Source organism: Lentibacter sp. XHP0401, from assembly GCF_025751535.1.
Lineage (GTDB): Bacteria > Pseudomonadota > Alphaproteobacteria > Rhodobacterales > Rhodobacteraceae > Lentibacter.
The window spans coordinates 17,695-40,032 of sequence record NZ_JAOWLC010000004.1 but is presented as its reverse complement, the minus strand read 5'-3'; the positions used below and the strand labels follow the sequence as shown (position 1 = coordinate 40,032).

The 22,338-nt window shown below is 53.5% G+C and carries 19 protein-coding genes and 2 pseudogenes; 10 read left to right on the top strand and 11 right to left on the bottom strand.

Translation table 11 applies throughout. The annotated features are described in order from the left end of the window. Window positions 1-8: 8 nt before the first annotated feature. From OE750_RS06510 to OE750_RS06480, 7 genes and pseudogenes are all read right to left on the bottom strand, one after another. Window positions 9-716, bottom strand: coding sequence for an IS6 family transposase (locus tag OE750_RS06510; protein WP_263762710.1), 708 nt, complete (start codon window positions 714-716; stop codon window positions 9-11). 71 nt (window positions 717-787) lie between these two features. After that, window positions 788-1,167: pseudogene (locus OE750_RS06505) on the bottom strand (IS6 family transposase); the annotation flags it as partial. A 75-nt stretch (window positions 1,168-1,242) separates the two neighbouring features. Next, on the bottom strand, window positions 1,243-1,671 hold the full coding sequence (locus OE750_RS06500; protein ID WP_263762706.1) for a DUF805 domain-containing protein: 429 nt from the start codon (window positions 1,669-1,671) through the stop codon (window positions 1,243-1,245). Window positions 1,672-2,081: 410 nt separating this feature from the next. Then, on the bottom strand, window positions 2,082-2,867 hold the full coding sequence (locus OE750_RS06495; RefSeq protein ID WP_263762704.1) for an SH3 domain-containing protein: 786 nt from the start codon (window positions 2,865-2,867) through the stop codon (window positions 2,082-2,084). Next, the gene (locus OE750_RS06490; RefSeq protein ID WP_263762702.1) at window positions 2,864-5,146 is read right to left on the bottom strand and encodes a vWA domain-containing protein; all 2,283 of its coding nucleotides are present in this window, start codon (window positions 5,144-5,146) and stop codon (window positions 2,864-2,866) included. The genes OE750_RS06495 and OE750_RS06490 overlap by 4 nt, the downstream gene beginning before the upstream one ends. A gap of 52 nt (window positions 5,147-5,198) precedes the next feature. Further along, complete coding sequence (locus OE750_RS06485; RefSeq protein ID WP_263762700.1) at window positions 5,199-6,230, bottom strand: hypothetical protein; 1,032 nt, start codon at window positions 6,228-6,230, stop codon at window positions 5,199-5,201. Window positions 6,231-6,292: 62 nt separating this feature from the next. Then, a complete protein-coding gene (locus tag OE750_RS06480) occupies window positions 6,293-7,273 on the bottom strand; it encodes a hypothetical protein (RefSeq protein WP_263762698.1) in 981 nt (326 codons plus the stop codon). A gap of 666 nt (window positions 7,274-7,939) precedes the next feature. On the opposite strand from OE750_RS06480, the gene OE750_RS06475 reads away from it, so the two are divergent. From OE750_RS06475 to OE750_RS06450, 6 genes and pseudogenes are all read left to right on the top strand, one after another. After that, entirely contained in the window at window positions 7,940-8,359 is a 420-nt protein-coding gene (locus OE750_RS06475; RefSeq protein ID WP_263762696.1) for a molybdopterin-dependent oxidoreductase, read from the top strand. Beyond that, window positions 8,356-10,128 carry a sensor histidine kinase gene (locus OE750_RS06470; RefSeq protein WP_263762693.1) on the top strand — a complete coding sequence of 591 codons (1,773 nt, stop codon included), beginning with the start codon at window positions 8,356-8,358 and terminating at the stop codon, window positions 10,126-10,128. Before OE750_RS06475 ends, OE750_RS06470 begins: the two co-directional genes overlap by 4 nt. Further along, entirely contained in the window at window positions 10,125-11,177 is a 1,053-nt protein-coding gene (locus OE750_RS06465) for a response regulator (protein ID WP_263762691.1), read from the top strand. The genes OE750_RS06470 and OE750_RS06465 overlap by 4 nt, the downstream gene beginning before the upstream one ends. 616 nt (window positions 11,178-11,793) lie before the next feature. Next, window positions 11,794-12,774, top strand: coding sequence for a hypothetical protein (locus tag OE750_RS06460; RefSeq protein ID WP_263762689.1), 981 nt, complete (start codon window positions 11,794-11,796; stop codon window positions 12,772-12,774). A 310-nt stretch (window positions 12,775-13,084) separates the two neighbouring features. Next, entirely contained in the window at window positions 13,085-15,109 is a 2,025-nt protein-coding gene (locus OE750_RS06455; protein WP_263762687.1) for a hypothetical protein, read from the top strand. A 122-nt stretch (window positions 15,110-15,231) separates the two neighbouring features. After that, window positions 15,232-15,669: pseudogene (locus OE750_RS06450) on the top strand (DDE-type integrase/transposase/recombinase); the annotation flags it as partial. Between the two features lie 328 nt (window positions 15,670-15,997). On the opposite strand, the gene OE750_RS06445 reads toward OE750_RS06450, so the two are convergent. Further along, on the bottom strand, window positions 15,998-16,285 hold the full coding sequence (locus tag OE750_RS06445; protein ID WP_263762685.1) for a DUF1127 domain-containing protein: 288 nt from the start codon (window positions 16,283-16,285) through the stop codon (window positions 15,998-16,000). Window positions 16,286-17,011: 726 nt separating this feature from the next. Here OE750_RS06445 and rnk point away from each other — a divergent pair. From rnk to OE750_RS06430, 3 genes are all read left to right on the top strand, one after another. After that, window positions 17,012-17,443, top strand: coding sequence for a nucleoside diphosphate kinase regulator (gene rnk / locus OE750_RS06440; RefSeq protein WP_263762683.1), 432 nt, complete (start codon window positions 17,012-17,014; stop codon window positions 17,441-17,443). Window positions 17,444-17,532: 89 nt separating this feature from the next. Continuing rightward, entirely contained in the window at window positions 17,533-18,444 is a 912-nt protein-coding gene (locus OE750_RS06435; protein ID WP_263762680.1) for a mechanosensitive ion channel family protein, read from the top strand. 140 nt (window positions 18,445-18,584) lie between these two features. Beyond that, complete coding sequence (locus tag OE750_RS06430; RefSeq protein WP_263762678.1) at window positions 18,585-19,319, top strand: RNA pseudouridine synthase; 735 nt, start codon at window positions 18,585-18,587, stop codon at window positions 19,317-19,319. Window positions 19,320-19,475: 156 nt separating this feature from the next. Here OE750_RS06430 and OE750_RS06425 read toward each other — a convergent pair whose 3' ends face one another. From OE750_RS06425 to OE750_RS06415, 3 genes are read right to left on the bottom strand one after another with little or no spacing between them, the layout of a single operon-like run. Continuing rightward, a complete protein-coding gene (locus OE750_RS06425; protein WP_263762676.1) occupies window positions 19,476-19,916 on the bottom strand; it encodes an iron-sulfur cluster assembly scaffold protein in 441 nt (146 codons plus the stop codon). A gap of 2 nt (window positions 19,917-19,918) precedes the next feature. Further along, window positions 19,919-20,350 (bottom strand): DUF1641 domain-containing protein, encoded by a 432-nt coding sequence (locus OE750_RS06420; protein WP_263762674.1) that lies wholly within the window; start codon window positions 20,348-20,350, stop codon window positions 19,919-19,921. 29 nt (window positions 20,351-20,379) lie between these two features. After that, the gene (locus OE750_RS06415; RefSeq protein WP_263762672.1) at window positions 20,380-21,570 is read right to left on the bottom strand and encodes an FAD/NAD(P)-binding oxidoreductase; all 1,191 of its coding nucleotides are present in this window, start codon (window positions 21,568-21,570) and stop codon (window positions 20,380-20,382) included. 171 nt (window positions 21,571-21,741) lie between these two features. Here OE750_RS06415 and OE750_RS06410 point away from each other — a divergent pair, with 171 nt between their 5' ends. Then, window positions 21,742-22,146 carry a helix-turn-helix domain-containing protein gene (locus tag OE750_RS06410; protein WP_263762671.1) on the top strand — a complete coding sequence of 135 codons (405 nt, stop codon included), beginning with the start codon at window positions 21,742-21,744 and terminating at the stop codon, window positions 22,144-22,146. Window positions 22,147-22,338 lie beyond the last annotated feature (192 nt).

Below are 22,338 nucleotides of genomic sequence, written 5' to 3'. Positions count from 1 at the left end.
ACTGCCCATTATGAGGCACAAAGACCGCGCCACTCGTTAAGAGCGGCATCTCGATTGAGTTTGAAATTGTCTCGAGAGTAAAGGTGTCGTTCCTTGTTGAAGTGGTTGCTAATTGAGGAATGCACGGCAACGAATTTCTGTAGAGAACGCATTTTCCTGAAACGCAGCATGGCGCGTTCCCGTCGTCGAAATGGCAGATGGGAATTCTCGGCCCGGTTGTTTTTCCGGTGCCCCGTTTCCTGCTTTGATACGTTGCCAATGACTTTCATTGCGGCGCCGTAAGACGGCAATTTGTCCGTTACGATGATCTCTGGCTGGCCGTAGCGCTTCATTGATTTTCTGAGGAATTTCAACGCCGCTTTGCGATCACGGCGTTTCGTGACGTAGCTTTCCAGCACCTCACCTTCGTGATCAACCGCCCGCCAAAGATAGTGCGTCACGCCGTTGATCTTTACAAAAATTTCGTCCAAGTGCCACTGCCAGTTTGAATGTGCCCGCATCTTCTCGACACGCCTTTTACGTATTTCTGCAGCAAAAATTGGGCCAAACCGGTTCCACCAGAAACGGATAGTTTCATGGCTGACATCGACGCCCCGTTCATGCAGCAGATCCTCGACGTTCCGAAGCGATAACGGAAACCTAACGTAGAGCATGACCGCGAGGCGGATGATCTCAGGGCTAGTTTTGAAATACCGAAAAGGGGAGCGCTTTGTCATTTCGAAAGCCTAGGTGAGCGCCCTGCCCGGCTCAAGCCAGTTTGCTCTGACAGGACCTGATCCTGAATGTATCCCTGCTTTTTCAAGAGTTTCCACATAAGTTTAAGGGCTACTTGTTTGTTTCGACGAGGTTGGGCCAAGATTTCAAGGACCTCTCCTTCACCATCCACAGCACGCCACAGATAAGTCCGCTTGCCACGGATACCGATAAATACTTCATCAAGGTGTCAAGTTCCTGAAGGTTGAACTCTGCGGGACGGATCTTGGCAGCAATCACTGGGCCAAATTTCAAAACCCATCTACGGATCGATTCATAGCTGACATCAACACCGCGCTCTGCAAGCATTTCCTCAACGTCCCGAAAACTCAACGGGAAACGAAAGTAGAGCCAGACGGCCCTTTGAATTAGTGCAGGTGGATATCGATGGGGCGCGTAGGATATTTTGCTCATTTAACAACAATAATCCGTTGTTGCTCCATCGTCGAGTTAACGTGACATTGCCTGGTGGACGATGGGCCATATTAGTTATGTCTCGGGCTGTGAGGGGCGAGTCAACCACCATAGAAACACGAGCATCACAATCAGCTGGACGAACGAGAGTACAGCCATCAGGCCCATGCTGCCCATTTCGGGCATATGCGTTACTTGACCATTTTCCATTACCGGAGCCGCAGGCATTAGAAACATACTGATCAGACCCAACCCCATGGGAATAAAAATAAGCCAGCCTTTCCGCCCCGTGTCTTGCAGACGTCGATACCCGGCTGCAGAGGCTGGAACGATCAATGCAAGCGTGTAGATAATGTATAGCAACTGAATGCCCAGAAGCGACACTATTATCGCACCAATTACGTAAGCCAGAACAAACCACCAATATTCAGACCGGCTAGCTCGTCCTGAAAAGGTTGCGTATTTCTCGGTCAGACAAGTTTTTACCGCCGTTTGAAAGTTCACGAATATCTCCTTTCGTTCGGGTAAGCCCAGACGCTCTATCTGGAGTGCAGTTCTATCTAGATGCCAATAACATGTTTATAGCTGTGCATTCCCGTTGCCGCCCCCTCTGTTTAGAGGGGATCGGAGGATTACCAGCCGGATTTAAAAGGCATCAATCTCCCTGAGTGTGGCATCATCTTGCACTCAATTCCGACGGAGAAATGCTTAGAGACGTTTATCCCGCATCCACAACACCAAATATTCAGCACATCTCCTGAAATTCGGACACTCAAACGGAACTATGACCGCAATTCGATTTCACCGATTTCTGGGCCTAGACTTTCCTTCACAGCAATGGCCTGCAAAACAGGACCCCGGTTTCGAAGCGGTTCAGCCGCCGCCCCTCCGGTATCGCCGAACCCGCAAAAGCCTTAATGCGGAAAGCTCCAGCTATCATGCTCGACGCGCAAAACCCGGATCGGTGCGCCGGGTTGGCCGGGGTCGGCCCGCAGGCTGAAGACGGCACGTTTGGGCTGGCCGAAATTGGTGAAGTCCACGTTGATCGTGATCATACCCCGTAACATCGGCTGGTCGGGATCAGGCGCGATACGGGTGATCTCACCCTGAAAATTCTGTGCGTCGTAAAGCACATCTGCCCCATGCTCCGCCAGATCCGGCACCATGCTGGCAAAGAAGTATTGCGGAGCCAACGTTGGTCCAAAGGGGTTTTCCGCCGAGCTGCTCTGGGCCTCGAAAGCGGTGTAAAGATCCCCCACCAGCCGGGCCGCATCGTCGATCATTGCGTCGCCAGTATTATGGGCCCCGGCAGAACCGGCATGATCGGTCTCGGCTTGCCCCCAGTCCGGCTCCAGAAACCGTTGCGCGACCCAGCCGGCCTTGATGAAGTCATCCGTCCGCATGAGGCACCAACGCTGCGGCAAACTGTTGCGTTGTTCCTCTGAAAGGCGTTGGTGGATAGAAGGAAGCAACAGAGGCACACAGGTGACCTGTTGCAGCCCTCGCGCATCCGGCGGAAGGCTGTCGATCACCAGATAGTTTGTTCCCGGCCCCATCCGCATGTTTAGCACATCATCGGCGGCAACGCCGGTCACACGCCAGGCGTCCGGCCCGTGACCGTCGATTTCCGCCTGAACAGACGATGCCGCAAGAGCCATGGCGCAGGAAAGCGCGCCCGCCAGAAAAAACCTTTTCATCATTTCACCTCCACAACAGAACGACCCAAAAGTTTGCGGTTCGAGACATCCAGATAGCGGACCTCATAGAGCCCAGACTCATCAGGCATTTTCACCGCCACGTTCTGGGCCTCTGTGATCTTCTGCGTACTGATCCAGCTGAAATCCGGCTGATCCTTGCGCGCAACTGCGATCCGCTGATCGGCACCATCGCCGCCGCCTGTCCATGTCACAGTAATCGTCTCGCCAGCTGCGGCTGTTTCGGGAGCCGACAGCCCTGCCCCGTCATCAAGCGGCGCATCTGCAGCAACTACTTCCAATGACGCACTGGCCAGCATGCGCTTGCCCTCTTCCAAAACATAGCGGATCTCGTAAAGACCTATCTCTTCGGGGGCCTTCAGGCGGCCTTCGGTCTTGTCACGCACCCGCAGATGCGTCTGTCGTGCGCCTTCTTCCGCGCCTGCAGGCACGATGGTCACATAATCAACGGCGTTGATGACAGAGGACCAAACAATATCAACCTGCGTTCCGGCCCGCACGACGCCGGGACCAGAGATGCCCATTTCCGGCTCGACCAGCTCGATAGTTGCCATGCCGAGGGTCTTATTGCCCTCCGCCAGCACGTAACGCACCTCGTAGAGACCCGGTGTCGCGGGGGCGGTCAGCTTGCCCGAAAGGTTGTCACGCGCGCGGATATGATTCTGCCGCGTGCCTTCATCGGAACCAGCCGGAACGATGGTGATGTAATCCGTCGCATTCACCGTCTTGTCCCACGATACGTCAAATACAGAGCCCGTTGTCATCTGCGCAGGGGCGGTGACGGTAACACCCGTCTCGACCAGTTCAACCGTCGCCGTGCCAAGGGTCTTGTTGCCCTCTGCCAGCACGTAACGCACCTCGTAGAGGCCCGGTGTCGCGGGGGCGGTCAGCATACCCGAAAGGTTGTCACGCGCGCGGATATGGTTCTGCCGCGTGCCTTCATCGGAACCAGCCGGAACGATGGTGATGTAATCCGTCGCATTCACCGTCTTGTCCCACGATACGTCAAATACAGCGCCCGTTGTCATCTGCGCAGGGGCGGTAACGGTAACACCCGTCTCGACCAGTTCAACCGTCGCCGTGCCAAGGGTCTTGTTGCCCTCTGCCAGCACGTAACGCACCTCGTAGAGGCCCGGTGTCGCGGGGGCGGTCAGCATGCCCGAAAGGTTGTCACGCGCGCGGATATGATTCTGCCGCGTGCCTTCATCGGAACCAGCCGGAACGATGGTGATATAATCCGTCGCATTCACCGTCTTGTCCCACGATACGTCAAATACAGCGCCCGTTGTCATCTGCGCAGGGGCGGTGATGGTGACACCGGCTTCAACCACCTCAACCGAAGCCATACCAATCGTCTTGTCGCCCTGCTCCAGAACATAGCGCACCTCATACAGACCTGGGGTGGCCGGAGCCGTAAGGTTCCCCGAAAGATCGTCTCGCGCACGAATATGGTTTTGCCGAGCCCCTTCATCTGCGCCCGCTGGAACAATGGTGATATAATCCTTCGCGTTGACGGTCTTGTCCCAAGACACATCGAACACCGCGCCGATAGTGGCCTGCGCCGGGGCGGTCACGGTGACAACTGGTGCGATTGGCTCTTCAGGTGCCGGGTCAGGCATGGCGGGTTGCAGATCCATCGCGCTTTGGACCTGATCCAAGGCATAGTGAAGCTCATCCGCATTGCCGGCGGGTACAAACATCCCGCCCGTGTTTTCGGCGATGCAAGACAGGCTAGCCTGCGCTGCGTCGTCCAGATCAAAGCCCACGACATGCGCAGTGAACTTCACCCCTTGCTGGGCAAGCTGTGCAGACAGCGCGCAGGGGTCTGCATTGCAGGTTTCGACGCCATCGGAAATGAGAATAACAGTCGCAGGGTTGTCGCGGTAAGACAGCAGATCCGCTGCATGTTGCACCGAGGCCGTGATCGGCGTTTTACCGACCGGCATGATCGCGTTAACCGCTTCGATAAAGCTGGATCGGTTCAGTGGGGCGGGCAAAAGTATCGTTTCGATATCGGTGCAGTCGCCCTGACTGCGGTGGCCATAGGCGACGAGACCTAGATTGGTTTCCTCGTCCCAGTCCTGCACCAGATCCGCCAGCACCTCCCGCGCGATCTCAACCTTGCTAGAGCCGTCGATCTGGCCCCACATGGACCCTGATCCGTCATAAACGATAACGACATCATCCGCGGCGCTCGCAGCTGTTGCCAAAGCAATGCTACCGGTCAGGGCAAGTGATACCAAGTTGGGAGTGATCCGTTTCATATCTCGTTCCTCATTCGCTGTTCATTCAGGGGCATCCTCCCCGACATTTGATCTATTTATGTATGCCTTTTACGGGTGAGCCAATCGCCTCGTAGCTCTCGATAGCGGCCTGTGTCCGGCCTTTGAGCCCTGCGGCGTGTCCTTCGGCGTAATGCGCCTTTTTCACGCGATCATTCTCGGCATCCACGAGAACGGCCTGCACATCATTGATGTTCTCTTCCTCGGCTGTGATGAATTTGAAACGCAGGCGGCGATCGGCAGGAGGCAGGGTTGCCTCTGGCGCGCAGATATCGCCAAGGCCGGGATCATCCACGCGCACTCGGTTTGATACTGAGCCGTCAGTCGTCGCCGGCAGCAGCAGCCCGTCCTTATCGAGCAACAAGTTGGCTTCGACAATCGTCGTGGTATCTGACGGGTGAATACGACAGGTTTTAACGCCTGTCAGTTCGACAGGGCAGCCCGTTTCACCGGGTAGTATTTCGCTCACGCCGTCATCGGACTGGTCGGTTTTGGCCACCGTGCGCAACGCCGAGACGTAGCGCTCCGCGGCCTCAGCCGGAATGCCCAGCCGTGTTGCGATGATATCAATAGCCTCGCTGCGCAACGCGGGATCGGCGATCAACCAGTTCTCCTCGTCCATCTCATCGTCTGGCCTAGAAATATCACAACCTTCAAAGTCAGGCGAATACCCCTCAACAAGGTTCAGCTCGTAGATCACACTGCCATCGACACCCGGCATCAAAACCTGTCCGGTCAGGCGATCTTGCGACCAGATATCAAACACAACCGTCATACCCGGCTGTGTTCCGATGTATTGCGTTGGGTCATTGGCCACTTGCCTGAGCGCTAATGGACTGTCACCATGAATGACCAGCATGCGCGCGCAATCCTGCACTTCGACGCGGACCAGCTGTTGCTGTTGAGGATTGGGCACTTCTGTGACCTTGCCCTGAATTGGTGGAGACACGCCGTTGATAGAGGCCATGTAATCGCCGGCACAAAGACCATTTGCGAAGGCCCCATGAGGCGTCACCGCTGCAACAACCAGCGCCAGAACCGATTGCCGAAGTCTTCTATATTTCACGTGTATCCCTCCTGTTTTCGCACGCCTGGCGTCTCCCTCTTCTGACTGTTCTCTCTGCCCGATCACTGCTTCACCGGTTCGGGTGTGTCAGCGGTTTCGCCCGCTGCTCCGAATGCTTTCTCTTTCAACTTGCGGAATTTGCCCGACATTTGCTCCAGCTTAGCTTCCCATTCGGAGTTCGGCTGCTGGCCTTCGATTGCCTTGAAAAATACCTGCATCATGCAGGCGATGGCGAAAGGCTCCAACAGCGCGGCCTTCACACTCCATGCAAACAGCAGGGCAAAAACCACGCCACCTGCGGCCCAAGCCCCAGGCATCAGGTAGACGATCAGAGCCGCGGGGGCGAGCATAACCAAAAACACAATAAAGCTCAGCCCGTAGACGATGAGCGCCAGCCATGCGGCGTTTTTCAGCATCGGTTTGTAGTTCTGCCCATAAAGCACCAACGCCTCTTTCGCAGACATCCAGGAATTGTCCGACTGCGTGCGAATGGCATGGGCAAGGATCACCTCGTCTATGAAGCCCACGGCCACACGCAGAAAGGCCGACAGGATGCTGGACAATTGCTGCACCCCCGGAACAGGCAGGATAGTCAGAATGCCGCGCACAAGGCCGGTGATCGCGCGGACCACCCCGATAATCAAACGATCCAAAAGGAAAAGCATACTGGCCTGCGGAAACCGTTCCTTGACCACGGCGTTGGCATGCTTGATCTGGCTGCGGCCGTGCGGCATCGGCTTGCCGTCGATCAATTCAACCAACACAGCGATGTGCCCAGCCTTAACGATGTAGAGAATATATTCACGAGCCCAATACATGATCGCGCCGAAAATGCCGAAACCGGCAAAGCCGCCCCACATTGTTGTGCTTGCGCGAAAGGCCTCATCACTAAAGCCGCCAATGCCCCAGCCAACGCCGGCACCAACGCCCGCGACCAAAATGTATCCCAGCGTAATTCCGAAATAAACGGCGATGCGCAATAGAATGAAGGGCATAGTTCGCACCATCATCCCCAGCGCACCGCCTATGCTAAAATCCCACATGAAAAATTCCTTTTTTTAATTTCGTTACCGGACCTGCCGGCATATTCAGTGCGCGCATCAAGCCTCGCATTTGCTGTTACCGTATTTGGCCGAACAAGCCCGCTTTGTGCAGGATTGGATTTGCGGAGTGCGCTGTGGTATTCTGATATCGACCTTTTCCACCGTTTGGTAAGGAACCGAAATACGCTCCTTGACCCTTTCGCACGTCGTAGTCGACCCTTCTGTCGTACAGATCGTTTCGCCCGTCAAACGTTCTTTAGTCCGATACTTAGTGACCAGTTCTTGCTGGTAAACTGGGGGAATCTTTAGCAGCCATTCGGCCTCGCAATGGGTGTGCTCGTCACGATACTCGGGAGTATCGCAACTGGATAAAATCAGCATACAAGCAGCACTGAAAAACCGAATAACGTTAGGAAAGATGGACATAGGGGGCTTCGGACTTTCTGGCTATGCTGCACGAAATATGCGGCCTTGTCAGAACCTTCGCACAAAGCCTCATCGCCCGCCCCCTTCGTTTGGACGGGGCAGCGAAATAAATTATGCCGTAGAACATTGCACAAAGTCGCTGGTGCTGGTGAACTGACATCGGGCAAATGCAAGAGGTGAACGATGTTAAAACGAGCGATTGCTGCGATAACCTGCTGGCTGTTTTTCACTGGCAACGCTATGGCTGACGAAAGCGATCGGATACTTGAGATCACAGGCCTTATCACTGACGGTTCTGTCACACTGGATCTCCGCGCAGTGCATGATTTGCCCATCACCACCATAGAAACGTCTACAGTCGTCACCGACGGCATCCATTCTTTTACCGGCTTCCTGATGCGTGACTTGTTGGAAGAGGTGCAATCGACTGGTGAAACTGTCACTGCGATAGCGCTAAACTATTACGCAGTAGATATCCCGATAACGGATTTCTACGATTACGATGTGGTTGTGGCCTATGAAATGGATGGCGAAACGCTGACGCGCGATGGCAAAGGGCCGCTCTGGATTGTCTATCCGCGCGATGATTATCAGGCGCTTCAAGACATCCGCTTTGATTATCGTTGGGTCTGGCAACTTTACCAGATCGACATAAAATGAGCCGTTTCGCCGGCTCTTCCCTCAGGCTCGCCCTACCGCTTGCTGCGGTTCTGGTCTTTGCGGTGTTGCTTGCCTTTTCGCTGCAGCGCATGTTCGAAGTCGAGCGAGGTATGCGCGTCGAAGCCGAGCAGAATATGCTTTGGGTATTTCACCAGAGCGAGGTCACAGTCCTACGTTTGATTGAAACCGTTGCGCTGGCAGAATTGGGTCAAACCGATCCGGATGAACTTGCATTACGTTTTGATCTTCTTGCCAGCCGTGTCGCGCTGCTGAACGATGGCCCGCAGCGCCGCTTCTTAGAACATGTGGGGCTTGATGGCGATCTCGATGCTCTTGTTGCTTCACTTGTTCGGTTGGCACCAAGCATCGAAACCTTCACCCCGGCTCAAGGCGCCCGGTTGCGCCAAGAACTGACACCATTGGCGCGCTTTTTCGGGCGGGCTGCCAACACAGCCATGATTGCTGAATGGGACGAGTTGGGCGGGCGTTTGGAAACCTATCGTGACCAGTTGGGGCAGATCATCCTGTCCCTGATCGGTATCATGATCGCGGGGGGCGTCCTTACAATCACTCTATTCGTCTCACGTCATCAATCCCGTCAAAAGAACCGCATGCTAAGACGTGAACGTGACTTTTCCGGTTTATTGATCTCATCAAGTGGTGAAGGCATCATAGCGATCGATAGTGCCGGAAAATGCACACTATGGAACGGTGCAGTATCCGCAATATTGGGCGTCCCTGCAGAACAGGCGCTAGGGCGGGCACCTGCTAGCGTAGCAGGGTTCTTTGATATGTCTACGATACGCCAAGCCCTATCCGAGGCGCTTGAAGGACAAACCTCGATTCTGTCATTTCAGCCTTTTTTTTCGCCCGATAGTGAGCGACCGTTATATCTTGATGTAAGTTTCTTTCCGATGCGTAACGAGGCAGAAATTATTGGTGCAATCGTGTTCATGCATGACGCGTCAGACAAGTATGCAGCCCAACAAAAAGACGCGCAGGATCGCGATCGGTTGGAAGAACTGGTAGCCGAGCGCACACAGGAATTAAACAATGCCCTCAAGCGGGAAAGGTCGGCTGCCGATCTCTATCGCAACTTTGCCGCTATGGTATCGCACCAATTCCGGACGCCGCTGGCGGTCGCAGATTCGGCCCTGCAGCGCCTGATCCGTCGCGGTCCCCACGCTGATATTGACGAAGTTGCAGAACGTGCAGGTCGCGCCCGCAACGCCATATCCGGCCTGACGCGTCTCGTCGATAGCACGTTGGATGCGGCACGTCTGGATGCAGGTCAGATCGGGGCACGTCGTGTGCAATGTGATTTAGCCGACACCATCCAAACTGTCTGCACCAGCCAGTGCGAGGGCACACAACAACGTCCTATCGAGATCACTCAGGAAACATCCGGTCGGCATATCGCATTCTGTGATCCAACCCATGTGGAACAGGTGCTAGCAAATCTGCTGTCCAACGCTGTAAAATACGCAGACCCTGGAACGCCTGTCTCTGTTAGACTGCACAGCGACACCGAAAGCCTGTTTTGCGATGTGCATAACATCGCCGCACCGATCCCTCGGCATGAGCAAGACCAGATTTTCGAACGCAACCATAGGGGCGCAAACAGCATAGGTGTCGAGGGCACAGGCATCGGGCTGTTCATGGCGCGCACCTTGGCACGAATGCAAGACGGAGAGGTCTCTTTGCTGCCCTACACCGATGGCGTAACCTTTCGCATGACATTACCAAGATACACCGCAGGTGCCTCATGACGCCCGAAACCGCCCCCGCACTTATTCTCGTTATTGAAGATGAAAATACGCTGCGCCAGGACATCGTAGAAGAGTTACAGGAAGCAGGTTATCATACGCTGGCAGCCAAAGACGGACACGCAGCGCTTGAAATTCTGAACACCGCGAAGCCCGATCTACTGCTGTGTGACATCACCATGCCCGGTTTGGACGGCTATGAGGTGCTAAAGAAACTGCGCCTGCAGTATCCTGACCTCAGCACCACACCGTTTGTCTTTTTGACCGCCCTTTCGGATCCTCGCGAGGTGATCGAAGGCAAGCTGTTGGGGGCCGACGATTATCTTGTCAAACCCGTCGATTATGACTTGATGCTAGCTACCGTTGCAGCCCGCCTGAGGCAGGTCAGCCGTATCCGTACCCGCCACAAAGACGAGATTTCAGCTTTACGTCGCACCTTATCCGGGCTGTCAGGCAGCGGAGCCAAAGCGGCGCTCGATCTAATCGCGGTGGGAGTTATTCTGCTGGATGGGCACGGCAAGCCGGTTCACCTCAATCGAGGCGCTCAAGAGATGATTTCAGTAGCCGATATCATCATTGGCCCGAATGATACCATCCGCTCCCCCGACCCGTTGTCCGACCGCGATCTACAACGTGCCCTGTCCGACACTCTGGCGATGGCGCGACAAGGCCGCGAAAAGGTTGCTGGGGTAATGCTGCACGTGCCGCAAAGTCTAAACACAGCCCCCGTCATGATTTGTTCGCTGATACAAAGCATTAGTGCGTCCGCCGATACACCTCATGTGGCGCTATTTCTCACAGCTCAAGATCATCGCAAACCCGTCAACGAACCGCTTTTGATGGATTTGTTTGGCCTTACACAAACGGAAGCACGGGTCGCAGCGGCCTTATCCCGCAACACCCGCCCAGCAGATGTGGCGCTCGAACTCGGTGTTTCGCAAACAACCATCTCGTTTCACATCCGCAATCTGTTCCAAAAAACCGGCACCAACAGGCAAGCCGACCTGATCGCGTTGATCCACGCCGGACCAATGATGATCCAAACAGGATAACGCACAAAGCTCTCTCAATAGCAGCGCAGGTATGTCGGGCGTCAGTGCCTACGGGAACAGATATCCCGCGATAAGCAGACAGATATAGCCTATTCTCATGCCCCCAGATAGGATTTTCTAGGCCGCACAAGCAAACAGAAACATTGCTTCAAGTATTTAAAATATACCGGACTGAAGCTCACTGACTTAAGAGTTATTGAAAAATGAATATCGAGAACAATGATCGTTTGTCCTACTTTAAAGGTAATCGTTGCTTCAGGCTCTGAAATTCCACTGTAGCAACTGATCATTGTCTTTCTGTTTATGGCAATTGACGATGCCTGTGATGACGTCGGACAGGCAACCGTGTCCGCAACTGAGCGGTAGGCCTTATAAGGTTAAGATATTTGCCTTTTCCCCTGCAAACAAACGGGGCGTATCCAGCCCGACTTTGACAACTTCTAGCCGAAGCATCGGTGAGAGGGCGACAAAGCCACGCTTGCCGCGGCAATGAAAGACGGTGCAACTCAAATGGCGGAAGCTAGTATCGGGTTCGGACCGCTGAACAACGAAAAGCACCCTGAACCCCGTCCCACATCGGGATCGTCAAAGAATGTCGTAAATAGGAGAGCAGACGATGGATTTCACGAAACCCGACCTCAAAGCGCGCTTTACGCAACTGGGTTTTCTCGTCCGGCATACGTTCACAATTGTCGGGCGAAATCGCGCGTTATTGGAGCCGCTGTTCATGATGTGGATTTATGCGGCGCTGATGATCGGCCTATTCTTCACCGGGCTTGTCCTCGCCGCATACGAGAACGGCCATAGCGCATGGTTCCTGCTTGGTGGGACTGTGATGTTCATTTACAAGTTCTTCTTTTACAAGCGTGCCGAACTGACGCTCAGCCGTCTGACATATGGTACCACCACGGGCGGGATGCCGACCCAGCGTGAGGCACGACGCGAGATTTCCGGCCTCAGTTCCCAAGTCCGTACCCTCGGCCTGCTGGACATTGTCGCTGTCTGGGTGACCAGCCGCAAAAACAAGAAAGGCGGCCTAATGGCGATGCTATTGGGAAGCATCGTCGAGGTTTGGGATTTGGTAAACCATTTCCTGCTGCCTGCTTTTGCTATTGACCAGCTTAGCCTACGCGATGGGGTCGCCAAAATAAAACGGCTGAAAAATCATGTGCCCGAAACTCTGGCCGGCGTGTTCGGGATAGACATTATGGGCGGCGTGATCGGCTCGCTAATGAAGCCGCTTTATCTCTTCGGCGGCCTTGCTGGAGTTGCTCTTGGCCTTCTTTTTGGTAGCGGTATGCCCGATGCCTTTTCAGCTGGGGCGCTTTCAGAGATTTCGCGTGACATTCCGCAACTGGGACCGATCGGTCCGAACACCATCTTTAACTGGCTGCCGATCTTTATCATTGTTTTTGTCAGTGTCCTGCTTCACTCATTGTTCGCGCGTGTCGTTACCGTAATCAAGGTCGTCTATTTCACACTGTTCTATACCCGCGTAATGCATCCAGAGCATCTGGCGCCCGAGATGCGCGCAGACCTTGAAGGTTATCTTGATCTGGACGCCAACGAAATGCCAACGGCCTCGGTGTCGGCATGAGAATTTGTGTCAGATCACGTGCAACCTTGCCAGAATGGCCACTAGTTTTCGCCAAGGGCCGACTGTTCAGACCAGATATCAAAGGGGTAAAAATGACTGGAAAATTCACCGCGGTAAGAGCCCTCGTCGCATTTCTCGCGATACATACGTATCTGACCGTTGGCGGTGGTCCGGCCTCTGCACAAGAGATCGGCAGCTACGCCCAAGTTCAGACCGGCGCCCTGAATCTGCGTACGGCACCGAATACGGGGGCTTCCGTCCTCCGCGCCCTACCTTATGGCATATCAAAAAGTAAAAACGAGGTGTGATTGTGAAAACCATTTTAATTACCCTTGGGCTATCCTGCCTCGGTGCGACATCGCTACATGCAGAATGGCGCAATACCGAATGGAAGCTCAACGAGGAAAAATCAGCCTACGCTTGTTATTATTGCACCGGGACGCAAAAAGCGTATCGGGACAAAAACAAATGGGGTTTGGAGCATATGGAAAAATGGGTGACCCCCGAGTTGGAAAGGATCAGCCGGTGGATGTCATCAATGTCGTTCGAAGAAGCCAAAGTAGATGAAACCCCTTTCCCCTACTACACCCTTCCTCTTATGGATCGCTCCAAAGCAGCGTTGACTGTTCTGGGTGAGCGCGCAGCCTCTTTCGGCACCTATGACGGGATCGAGCTAAGTTACGAAGAATTCATTGACGATCTAAAGGAGGATGGAACCTACTCGGATGCTGCGGTGATCGAAAACAGTATCACCCTCGCGCATGAGGTTTATCATGGCGTTCATATGGCTCTACATCCTGCGGATGAGAAAAAAGACGCAACGTGGTTTTCCGAAAGCGTTCCCGAGGCGGTGGGAAAAGCATGGGCCTTCGAAAAATACGGTGTTGTCCAATTCAACCCGACAGACTACGCTTTGCCCTTGCACGCACCGCAGAACCATTACCGTCGTGATCATTTTTTCTACTATCTCGGTGAGATGCTCGAATCTAAGCCCACGATGGCTTACCTCACAGAGCTTGATAAAGAATCCGGTTTTGACAACCACAACGGGTTGGTATGGCTCGATACTTTTCTGAAATCAAAAGGCGAGGATATCGGGCTCGCCAGTTTCTTTCCACGCTTCATCGCACGCCATGCACCCGATCAGCAGTACTTCGGCACAACCAGCACAGGCCGGTCACTTCAGACCGAGGTTGCGCCCGGCGTTCCTGTTGTCACAAAGGTTGACATGGAACCCCGCCAAATCAGAGAGGTTGCCGCGATCCACACCAAGGCGGGAGCCCGTTTCACCGGCAACTGGTCCAATCTGGCCGATCCGGATCGCATCTATGTGAATATCCTTGAGATCAACAAAGCTGAACGGATGCATGAGACCCGTCTGATCGTCAACTCTGACGTTGTGCCGAAGAACGGCCGCTATATTCAGCCTGTTTTTGCAGCAAACAGCGATGCCGCTAAGCCACTACACACCCGCGTCACAAATCTGGCAGATGTTCCACAAGAGAGCGCACCACAGAAAGTCAGCCTTGCAATGGAAACAGCCCGTGTTGAAATTTCGTTACCTGCTTGCATGGCAGTGGGTCAAACCGTGCCCTTAACGATCAACAGCCCGCTCACGGCCGAGGAAGTGGCACGCGTGTTCGGATCGGGCCCTGCCAGATTACATGCCAGCGCCGGTAAAATAGATGACAACGTTACAAACTACACGGCCCCAGCCAAAGCCCAGACCGTAACATTCTCTCTTAATGTGCCAACTGTTAAAGGCTCTAGCAAAATGGTAGTCCTGCCACCCGTTAACGTGAGTGCCAAGGGGTGCATGGTCCAGCTACGGGCTGGCGAAGCAGTGCTGACATATAACGCAGCCCCTGAATATACGGAGTTTTCCTCACCAGGCCGAAGTGAGCGCATCTACTTCAAGGCCAACGACATCGCAATGTATAATGGTAATTGGGCGCCTATACCGGCGCAGATGAAAACCATGATGCTAGGCAAAATGACCGGCAATGTCACCCAAAGCATCGGCTCTGGCCCGTCAGGTATTCTCAATGGAGATGACGAGTTCGGGATTCACAACATGCCAAAGATTTTCTCCGAGCGGTTTTCATGGTTCAATCTGCGCAACACGCTCGCCATGGACGGTGGCAATGCAAAGCTTGAGCCTGCACCCTGCCCTGATACGAGTAAGGATTGCACTACGACAACCTTCTCCATGGACGGCCATGCAGTCCCGGTTGTCTTTGATGCCAGCGGCAGGCCAGTCACCGTGAATTTTGCAGGTCAAATCATGGGCTTTCATTACGGTGGCTTTGATATCAAGCGCCCACCCGGCTGGTAGTCAATTGTAGGCGGCGGATGTGGGAGCCTGTGGCGAACCATCGGAGCAGGTGCAGCAGGCGTATTTAGGGCGGACGGTGACATCACGCGTAGCTGTACCTGCAGGAGGCTTTGTCACGTTAAGTCGATGATGAAGACGAAGTTCTTGAAGTTCTGGCCCAATCGCGTCGAAACAAACGTGCGGCCCTTAAACTCTTAAAAAGGCGGGGCTACATTCCGGATGCTATTGTCACCGACAAACTGGCCTCCTATGCGGCTGCACTTCGGGAACTTGGGTTAACCCACCTTCATTCCACAGGTGGGCGGCTAAACAATCGCGCAGAGGCTTTACCTCCAAAGGCCGTCAGTATTTTGCGTGCTAACCATGAGAGGAAACCCACACGCCGACGGGAACGTCGAATGGGCAGGTTCAAATCGCCAGGCTCAATGCAACTTTTTCTTTCCGCCCATGACACCATTTGCAACCATTTCAATTTGCAACGCCACCTGATCTCACGCCAAACTCTCTACCAAACGCGCGCCAAGGCATTCGCCGAATGGTTCGAAATCGTGGCCGCTTGATGTAGGGCGCAGCCTACAGATTTCCCTCATCTAAGTTAACGTGACAATGCCATGCTCAGAGCCGATTACAGGAGCATGCTCCCCGTAATCCGCCGCCAAAATGCTCCCACCATCGTCTTTCCAACACGAAATACACTCATGATTAGGAGATACTCTTTCTTCGCTCAGGGCGCGGTCTGCGGCATTGAACAGGTGTGGAAACAATTCTTTAAAGTCAGCTTTACATAACATCATTGGCTTGGTTCCTTATGAACGCGTTGAGCTTTTCATTTTCGTATGCGCCGCGTCATCGGAACGCGATGACGCGGCTATTGAGTTTACACTGCCGTCATGCCGTCAACTTAAGAACCTGTGGTCTCACACTGACAACACGTGGCGACCTTGCCAACGGAACCATGCCAAGCTCACGCTCATCAAACCCGTCAACAATCCGCTGGATGTCACCGCGCTCTACGCCGATATCTTTAAGCAAGTGGTCTTCCATAGACCGCAACGCCGCAACCATCTTGCGCCGTTTCCAGTTGTTGACCGTTGCTCGCAGCCAGCGCCGCCACATGCTAGGCCGCGACGGATCTTTATTATTGTTCGCAGCGTCCTGGTTGCGAAACTGAGCCATATTGTTTCGATGTGTCAAAAAGGGATGCATGCCATCCTCCAGATATAAGGTTACTGAAGCCGTAACGTCGGTCTCTGCTGTGCCAGATTTCGAAATGCTGTCGGCCGCAATTTGAAACCGGCGGAGCAAAAACCTCCGTCGTCTCGAACAGATCAAAGCGATCTTGAAAACCCCGAGGCGAGAAGCAGCACAAGTGGCTACCCCGCCCGGGGCTACCGGCGGTTCAGTCGATTTCCTGCGAAAAGCAGGAACCTCATATGGAAGCTGAACATCATCATACTCCTCATATGGGTCACCGCACCGGGGCTTTCAATCGTGCTTCGTCAGGCTGTGACCCTTCGGCACAAACGCGCCAGTCAATGGGCCATAAAGGTCACAAAAACCAGCGTAAAATTTGCTTATCGTTGGCGAGATTGACTATTGAGCAGTGGATACCTAGCTCTATTGTCATGAAGGTTCATGTAGATCATTTCCTATTCCGACTGCTAAACCGCCCGTTTCCCCGGGTGGCCTAGACGCGTCCGCGTCTGGCATGCCTTCCGGGGTCTCCTCACAGTCTTGAAGCGTGGTTCTGGCGATTAATCCGCCAGTGTTAAATCACGTTTGACGCCATCTATCCCTGAGGCAGCCACTAGCGGCAGGCTATTGTCGCCCGCTAGCGCGCCTCGTTCTTGCAAACCCTTTCGACCATTCCTGAACTAGACTTGCATCATAAGGAGCCTATCCATGTCGACTTTACCCACAGCCGCCAAAAAACGAACCAAGCGCAACCCAAAAGTTGTCATCAATGCCGATGACCTCACCCACCTTGAGGGACTGGCCGACAGCATGATGCGACGCCAGCCAGTACTGGCAGATCGCCTGCTCGAAGAGATCGGCCGTGCCCGTATCGTGGCTTCGACCAAGGTTCGCGACAATGTGGTAACGATGGGCAGCACCGTGACCTATCGCGACGAAGCAACCGGGCAGGAAAAAACTGTATCTCTAGTCTATCCCGAAGAGGCCGATATTACGCAACTTCGTGTTTCGGTCATGACACCCATCGGTGTCGCACTACTGGGGTTATCGGAAGGGGCCAGTTTTTACTGGGACACACGAGACGACCAGCGTCGCATGTTGACGGTCCTTGAGGTGATACAGCCCTCGGCAAACTCGTAACACACAGAAAATCAGGAAAACAATGAGACAGGACGTGCAGCCTCACCTGAAGACATGAACAATCCAAAGTCACATAGGAGACGCCTGAAATGACTAGCAAACAACATGCCCGACGCCTCGTTTGGCCGTCGGTTTTCGCAATCTTAAGCGTGGGACTGATCCTGTTTTCGTCACACATCACCGCGCTGTTCGGCGAGTATAAAACGTTTACTCTCGGCATCACTGCTCTGGCCTATTTTGCCGTCGCATGGCTTGTCAGTCGTTTGGCGTCGATGGCCTTGGACAGGGCCACGACCCGAAGCCGTCCCTATCCGCGATTGTTACGTGACTTGATAGCTGCGTTGTTGTTCTTCATCGCTTTTGCAGCGACGGCCTCACTGTTTCTTGGGCAGGGCGCTATAGGGGCGTTGGCTGGATCCGGCCTGATCCTTGCGATGCTTGGCTTTGCAATCCGAAATGTGGTCGCCGACACACTGTCAGGTATCGCGCTTGGAGTTGAAGGCCCATTTCGGATTGGTGACTGGATTGACATTGACGGCCTGGCACGGGGTAAGGTTATCGAAATCGGCTGGCGCACCACGCGCATTTTGACGCGGGATTCAACCTACATGATCCTGCCAAACAGCCAAATCGCGCGTCAGAGGATTACCAACTACTCAGCGCCCAGACCACAATACCGCGCGCAAGTCGCTATCATGCTCGATCACACAATGCCGGTCGGACGCGCACGAGACGTGATGTTGAAGGCAGCTATGAACGCCAAGCTGATCCAACAGGATCCGGCTCCTGACGTGCGTGTTCTTGCCTATGAGGAAGGCGGCATTACCTATGCACTTCGTTTCTGGCTGTCGCGTTTTGATCGTGACATTGACTGTCGCGACGAGGTCTACAGCCTTGTCGATGAAGCTTTGCGGGAGGCAGATTACTACGTGCCGCATCGACGTCTCGAACTCGTCCGAACCAAACCTTTAGCCTTGGAGGGTGCGCGGCCCACTCAATAGGAAGCCGTCTATATACGACCCTTCGTATGACCGCATACCCGTCTCGCAGGTGACCATAGATGGCTAAATAAATTACCAAAAAACCTTAGACGGGCATTCGGCACTTTAAGGTATCAGACCTCCAATTTGGGAACCGAAAAATGGCTAGGACACACACTTCCCGCGTCGACAAGCTCCTCTCTTCTATGGGCTATGGCTCGCGCAAAGAAATTGAAAAAATGGTAAGAGCCGGTCGTATCACTCTAGACTTTGCTGTGCTTCGCGATGTCGCCAAACGTATCCCTATCACCCCAGATTTAGCGCACCGCATGAAGATCGACGGCGAGGCTCTCGATCCCGTCGCGGGTATAGTTATACTTTTGAATAAACCTTTAGGCATGACCTGCTCTCACAACGATGAAGGTGCTCTAGTTTATAGCATGCTTCCCAAGCGCTGGAGATCGCGAAACCCTTCGATCTCCACTATCGGCCGTTTGGACAAGCAGACCACGGGTCTACTGTTGCTGACAGATGATGGTGATTTGTTGCACCACGTCATCAGCCCTAAGCGCTACGTAAAAAAAACCTATCGGGTCAAACTGGCCCGCCCGCTAAATGGCACCGAAGACGAGCTGTTTAATTCAGGTCACCTGCTGTTGGAAAACGAAAATAAGCCGCTAGCACCGGCCGAAATGGAAATAGTTTCGGAGACCGAGGTTCTGCTCAATGTTACCGAGGGAAGATATCATCAAGTGCGTCGTATGTTTGCGGCCACCGGAAACCACGTTGAGGGACTGCACCGAGAACGTCTAGGTGGCCTATCACTACCTGACAGCATGGTTCCTGGCGAGTGGCGGCTGCTGAGCAAAGAAGAAATTGCCTCGATCTTTCAGTAGCAGACCAAAGTAAAAAGGGATGTACACCAGCACAACCTGTGAGTTCGAGCAGCATGTCTGACGTCAGCGCTTATGGGTCCAAATAGCGGTATTTGCTAGGATAGTGTTCTTGGCTCATCGTAACCACTGAGGAGTGGACGATCCTTTAGGGACGAACTACCTAACCTTTTCATATGCTTGTGCGATAGCGTCAAAGGGAAGCTCGATAGATCCAAATCGCATTGGGAATTCTTGCGCAGCACAAAATATAGAGAGATCAGCCCAAGCCTGAGGGAAGTCATTTTTCTTTCCGTTCAATAAATCCGAAAGCCTACGACCTACCTCAAAAATCTCTTTCTCTGTTTGTCCGATGCCAGCGCATGTGACTATACTCAATGAGGCCATTCCAAGGGTGCATGCACGTCCCTTCCAACCTATTTTCGCTAGGATCCCGTCATGTATAATCAGATCCAGTGTCATCACACTACCGCAAACCGGGCTACGGCAGGTTACCGTCACATCAGGTTTATCCAGCCTCTTGTCCCTACGCACCCGGGCCGCATGTTCCCGGATGCGTGGTTGATAAAGTTTGGCCAGTGCCACGTCGGCATGAGGCATACTCAGCCTTCTTCCGCACCGCGTGCAGCCTGACGCCCTAGCACAGCGAGGAATTGAATCGCAAAATGCAGCCCGCGGCGCACATCTTCGTCTCCGGTAGCACGTAACAGCCCAAGGCGGGAAGGCACTGGCTTCCGGGTTGCCTCGTTTGTCGCATAGCGGGCGGCATTAGAAAGCATCCAAGCGTTGCTAACCAAATCCTCATACCCAGACATCATTTTTTGGATCATGGCATCGTCAGCCATGTCGACACCGTCGGCTGCGAGTGAGAGTAAATCTACGACATTATGGAAACGACGGCCCTGAATTAATGGCGCAACTTTGTTTGCAAGATCAATTAATCCGGCTTCCGTTGCTTCATCGGCGAATGCACTCTCTTGGTTGAGCCGTTCGAGAAGCGGCGCGTCCGCTCCGGTTTTGGTAGGGTTTGCCATTTCGGCCTCCTTGCTGGAAATGTGAGATTTTAGACGATACCGCGCGCTACAGACCAATATATCCCGCGGTTAAAAGCCTTGCGCATAAGGCCGCCGACCTTTGTAGGAGGGGTCGGGTGTACGTCTTCATCATAGTCATACCAAAGTGGCATCCCCGCTTCGAGGCCCATCTGGGCAATAGCTTGAACCTTACCGTCATAGGCATCGACGGTTCGGCCCAAACGGATGTCCCCCGCAATGTTATTGGCAATGACCGGAGATTGATTGTGGCACGATCCGCCCGCCTTCGAGATCGGAAGATCAACTGTATCGCCCATTATGTAGGCGTTAGGATACCCGTCAAGTTGCAGGGTTTCCCGATCAGTAGGCAACCAACCCTCGTTGTTGGGCGCTTGCGAAACCCCGCTTTGTAGGACCGCATCGACTGCGCGAATAGGTGGAGTGGACATGAGAATGTCAAAGTCCTGCTCTTCGCCTTCAGCCGAAATTGCGATCTTTTTCTCGGCATCGACTTTAGCCAAAGTGAAACCGTTCTGATACTTGATACCACGTTCTTCGAATATGGGAGGCAGGACCGAACAGACCTCTTCCTGCAGGAACAAGCAATTGCGCAAAAGCTGAGAGACAGTCGGGTATGTATATACAATTTCGACTTGATCGCGAACGCCCTTACGGCGCAAATACTCGTCCAGCATCAGCGTGGTTTCCATTGGTGCGATACCACATTGATGTGGAACGTTTGGTGTTTCCGGAAAGTTAACCGTGATGAAAACGCGCCCCTTCTCCAGCTTGCGCAACTTCTCCGACAACTGGCGCGCAGGATCGTATTGGTAGAAATAGTCCCCCGCTTCTTTCAAGCCCTCGATCCGCTCAGGAGCAGGCAGACAACCGGTCGAAACCACAATATAGTCGTATCCGATCGTCTTGCCGCTGGCGGTCTTCACACTTGAACCAGCAAAGTCGAAGGACGTCACCTTGTCGACCTGGAAGTCGATCTCAGGTCGCAAAAGAGAATGTTGTTTGCGGCGCAGTTCGCCCTCAAAGAACATATCGAAAGCGACATACATAAACGCGGGTTTGTAGTAGTGCCACGGGCTGTCCGACAATAGAGTTACCTTGACCTTTCTGGACGAAACCTCCGGATACATCTTGCTGACAATGCCGTTCGCCGTCATTGTTCCGCCAATACCACCGCCCACGACGAGTATGTGTTTTTGCATTATTACCCCTCCTCCTTTTCCGAGACCCCAACGAGAAGGCACGAAGCGCTTCCTATCGGTGTAGTTTGAATTCAGTGAGAGGTTGTGAGCAAATGGTTCCAACTGCCAAGCACGGACCTTTCCAAACTGGAAACTCAGCGTCGTGCAGGCATTTAAAGGGAGCGCAAAGAAATGGTGAATGATGAGGAAGAGAGTAATCAACAATCCGCGGCCATACGGACTGTTGTGCAAGCGCAAATCATAGAATGCCTCAACCGTTTTTATGCAATGGAAACCGGAATGTGGGGCAAGCCCGTTGATTGCCTGATTATTCGAACAGTGGTGCAGGGCAAGCTACAGGGGAAACTGTATGACCTTTCCGCTCTGTCTGAAGTTCTCGGTCTTCCCATAAGCACCCTTCATAGGAAAATCGGCACCTTGGTGGAAAGCGGCTTTCTGAGGCGCGAACCGAGGGGGAAATCCATTTATATTTCCTCGACCGACAACACAAATATAGCATTGGATCAATCGTTCGAAACTATGGTCGCAACATTACGCAGCCTTTATAAAGGCGAAATTGATTTGGATAAAAACTAATCTGGTACTGGTTGATGAATTTGACAGGTTGGCTCCATGGTCATGCATCCTCCTCCGGTGACATTCGATAAATGAGCTGTCAACCTAATCTCTTATGCCTCGTTTAAACAAACCACGGCGGCAAACCATCGCTAGCCACACTTACTCCTGCCTGTAGATATGTACGGACTCTCGGACACTTCCTGTAATTTC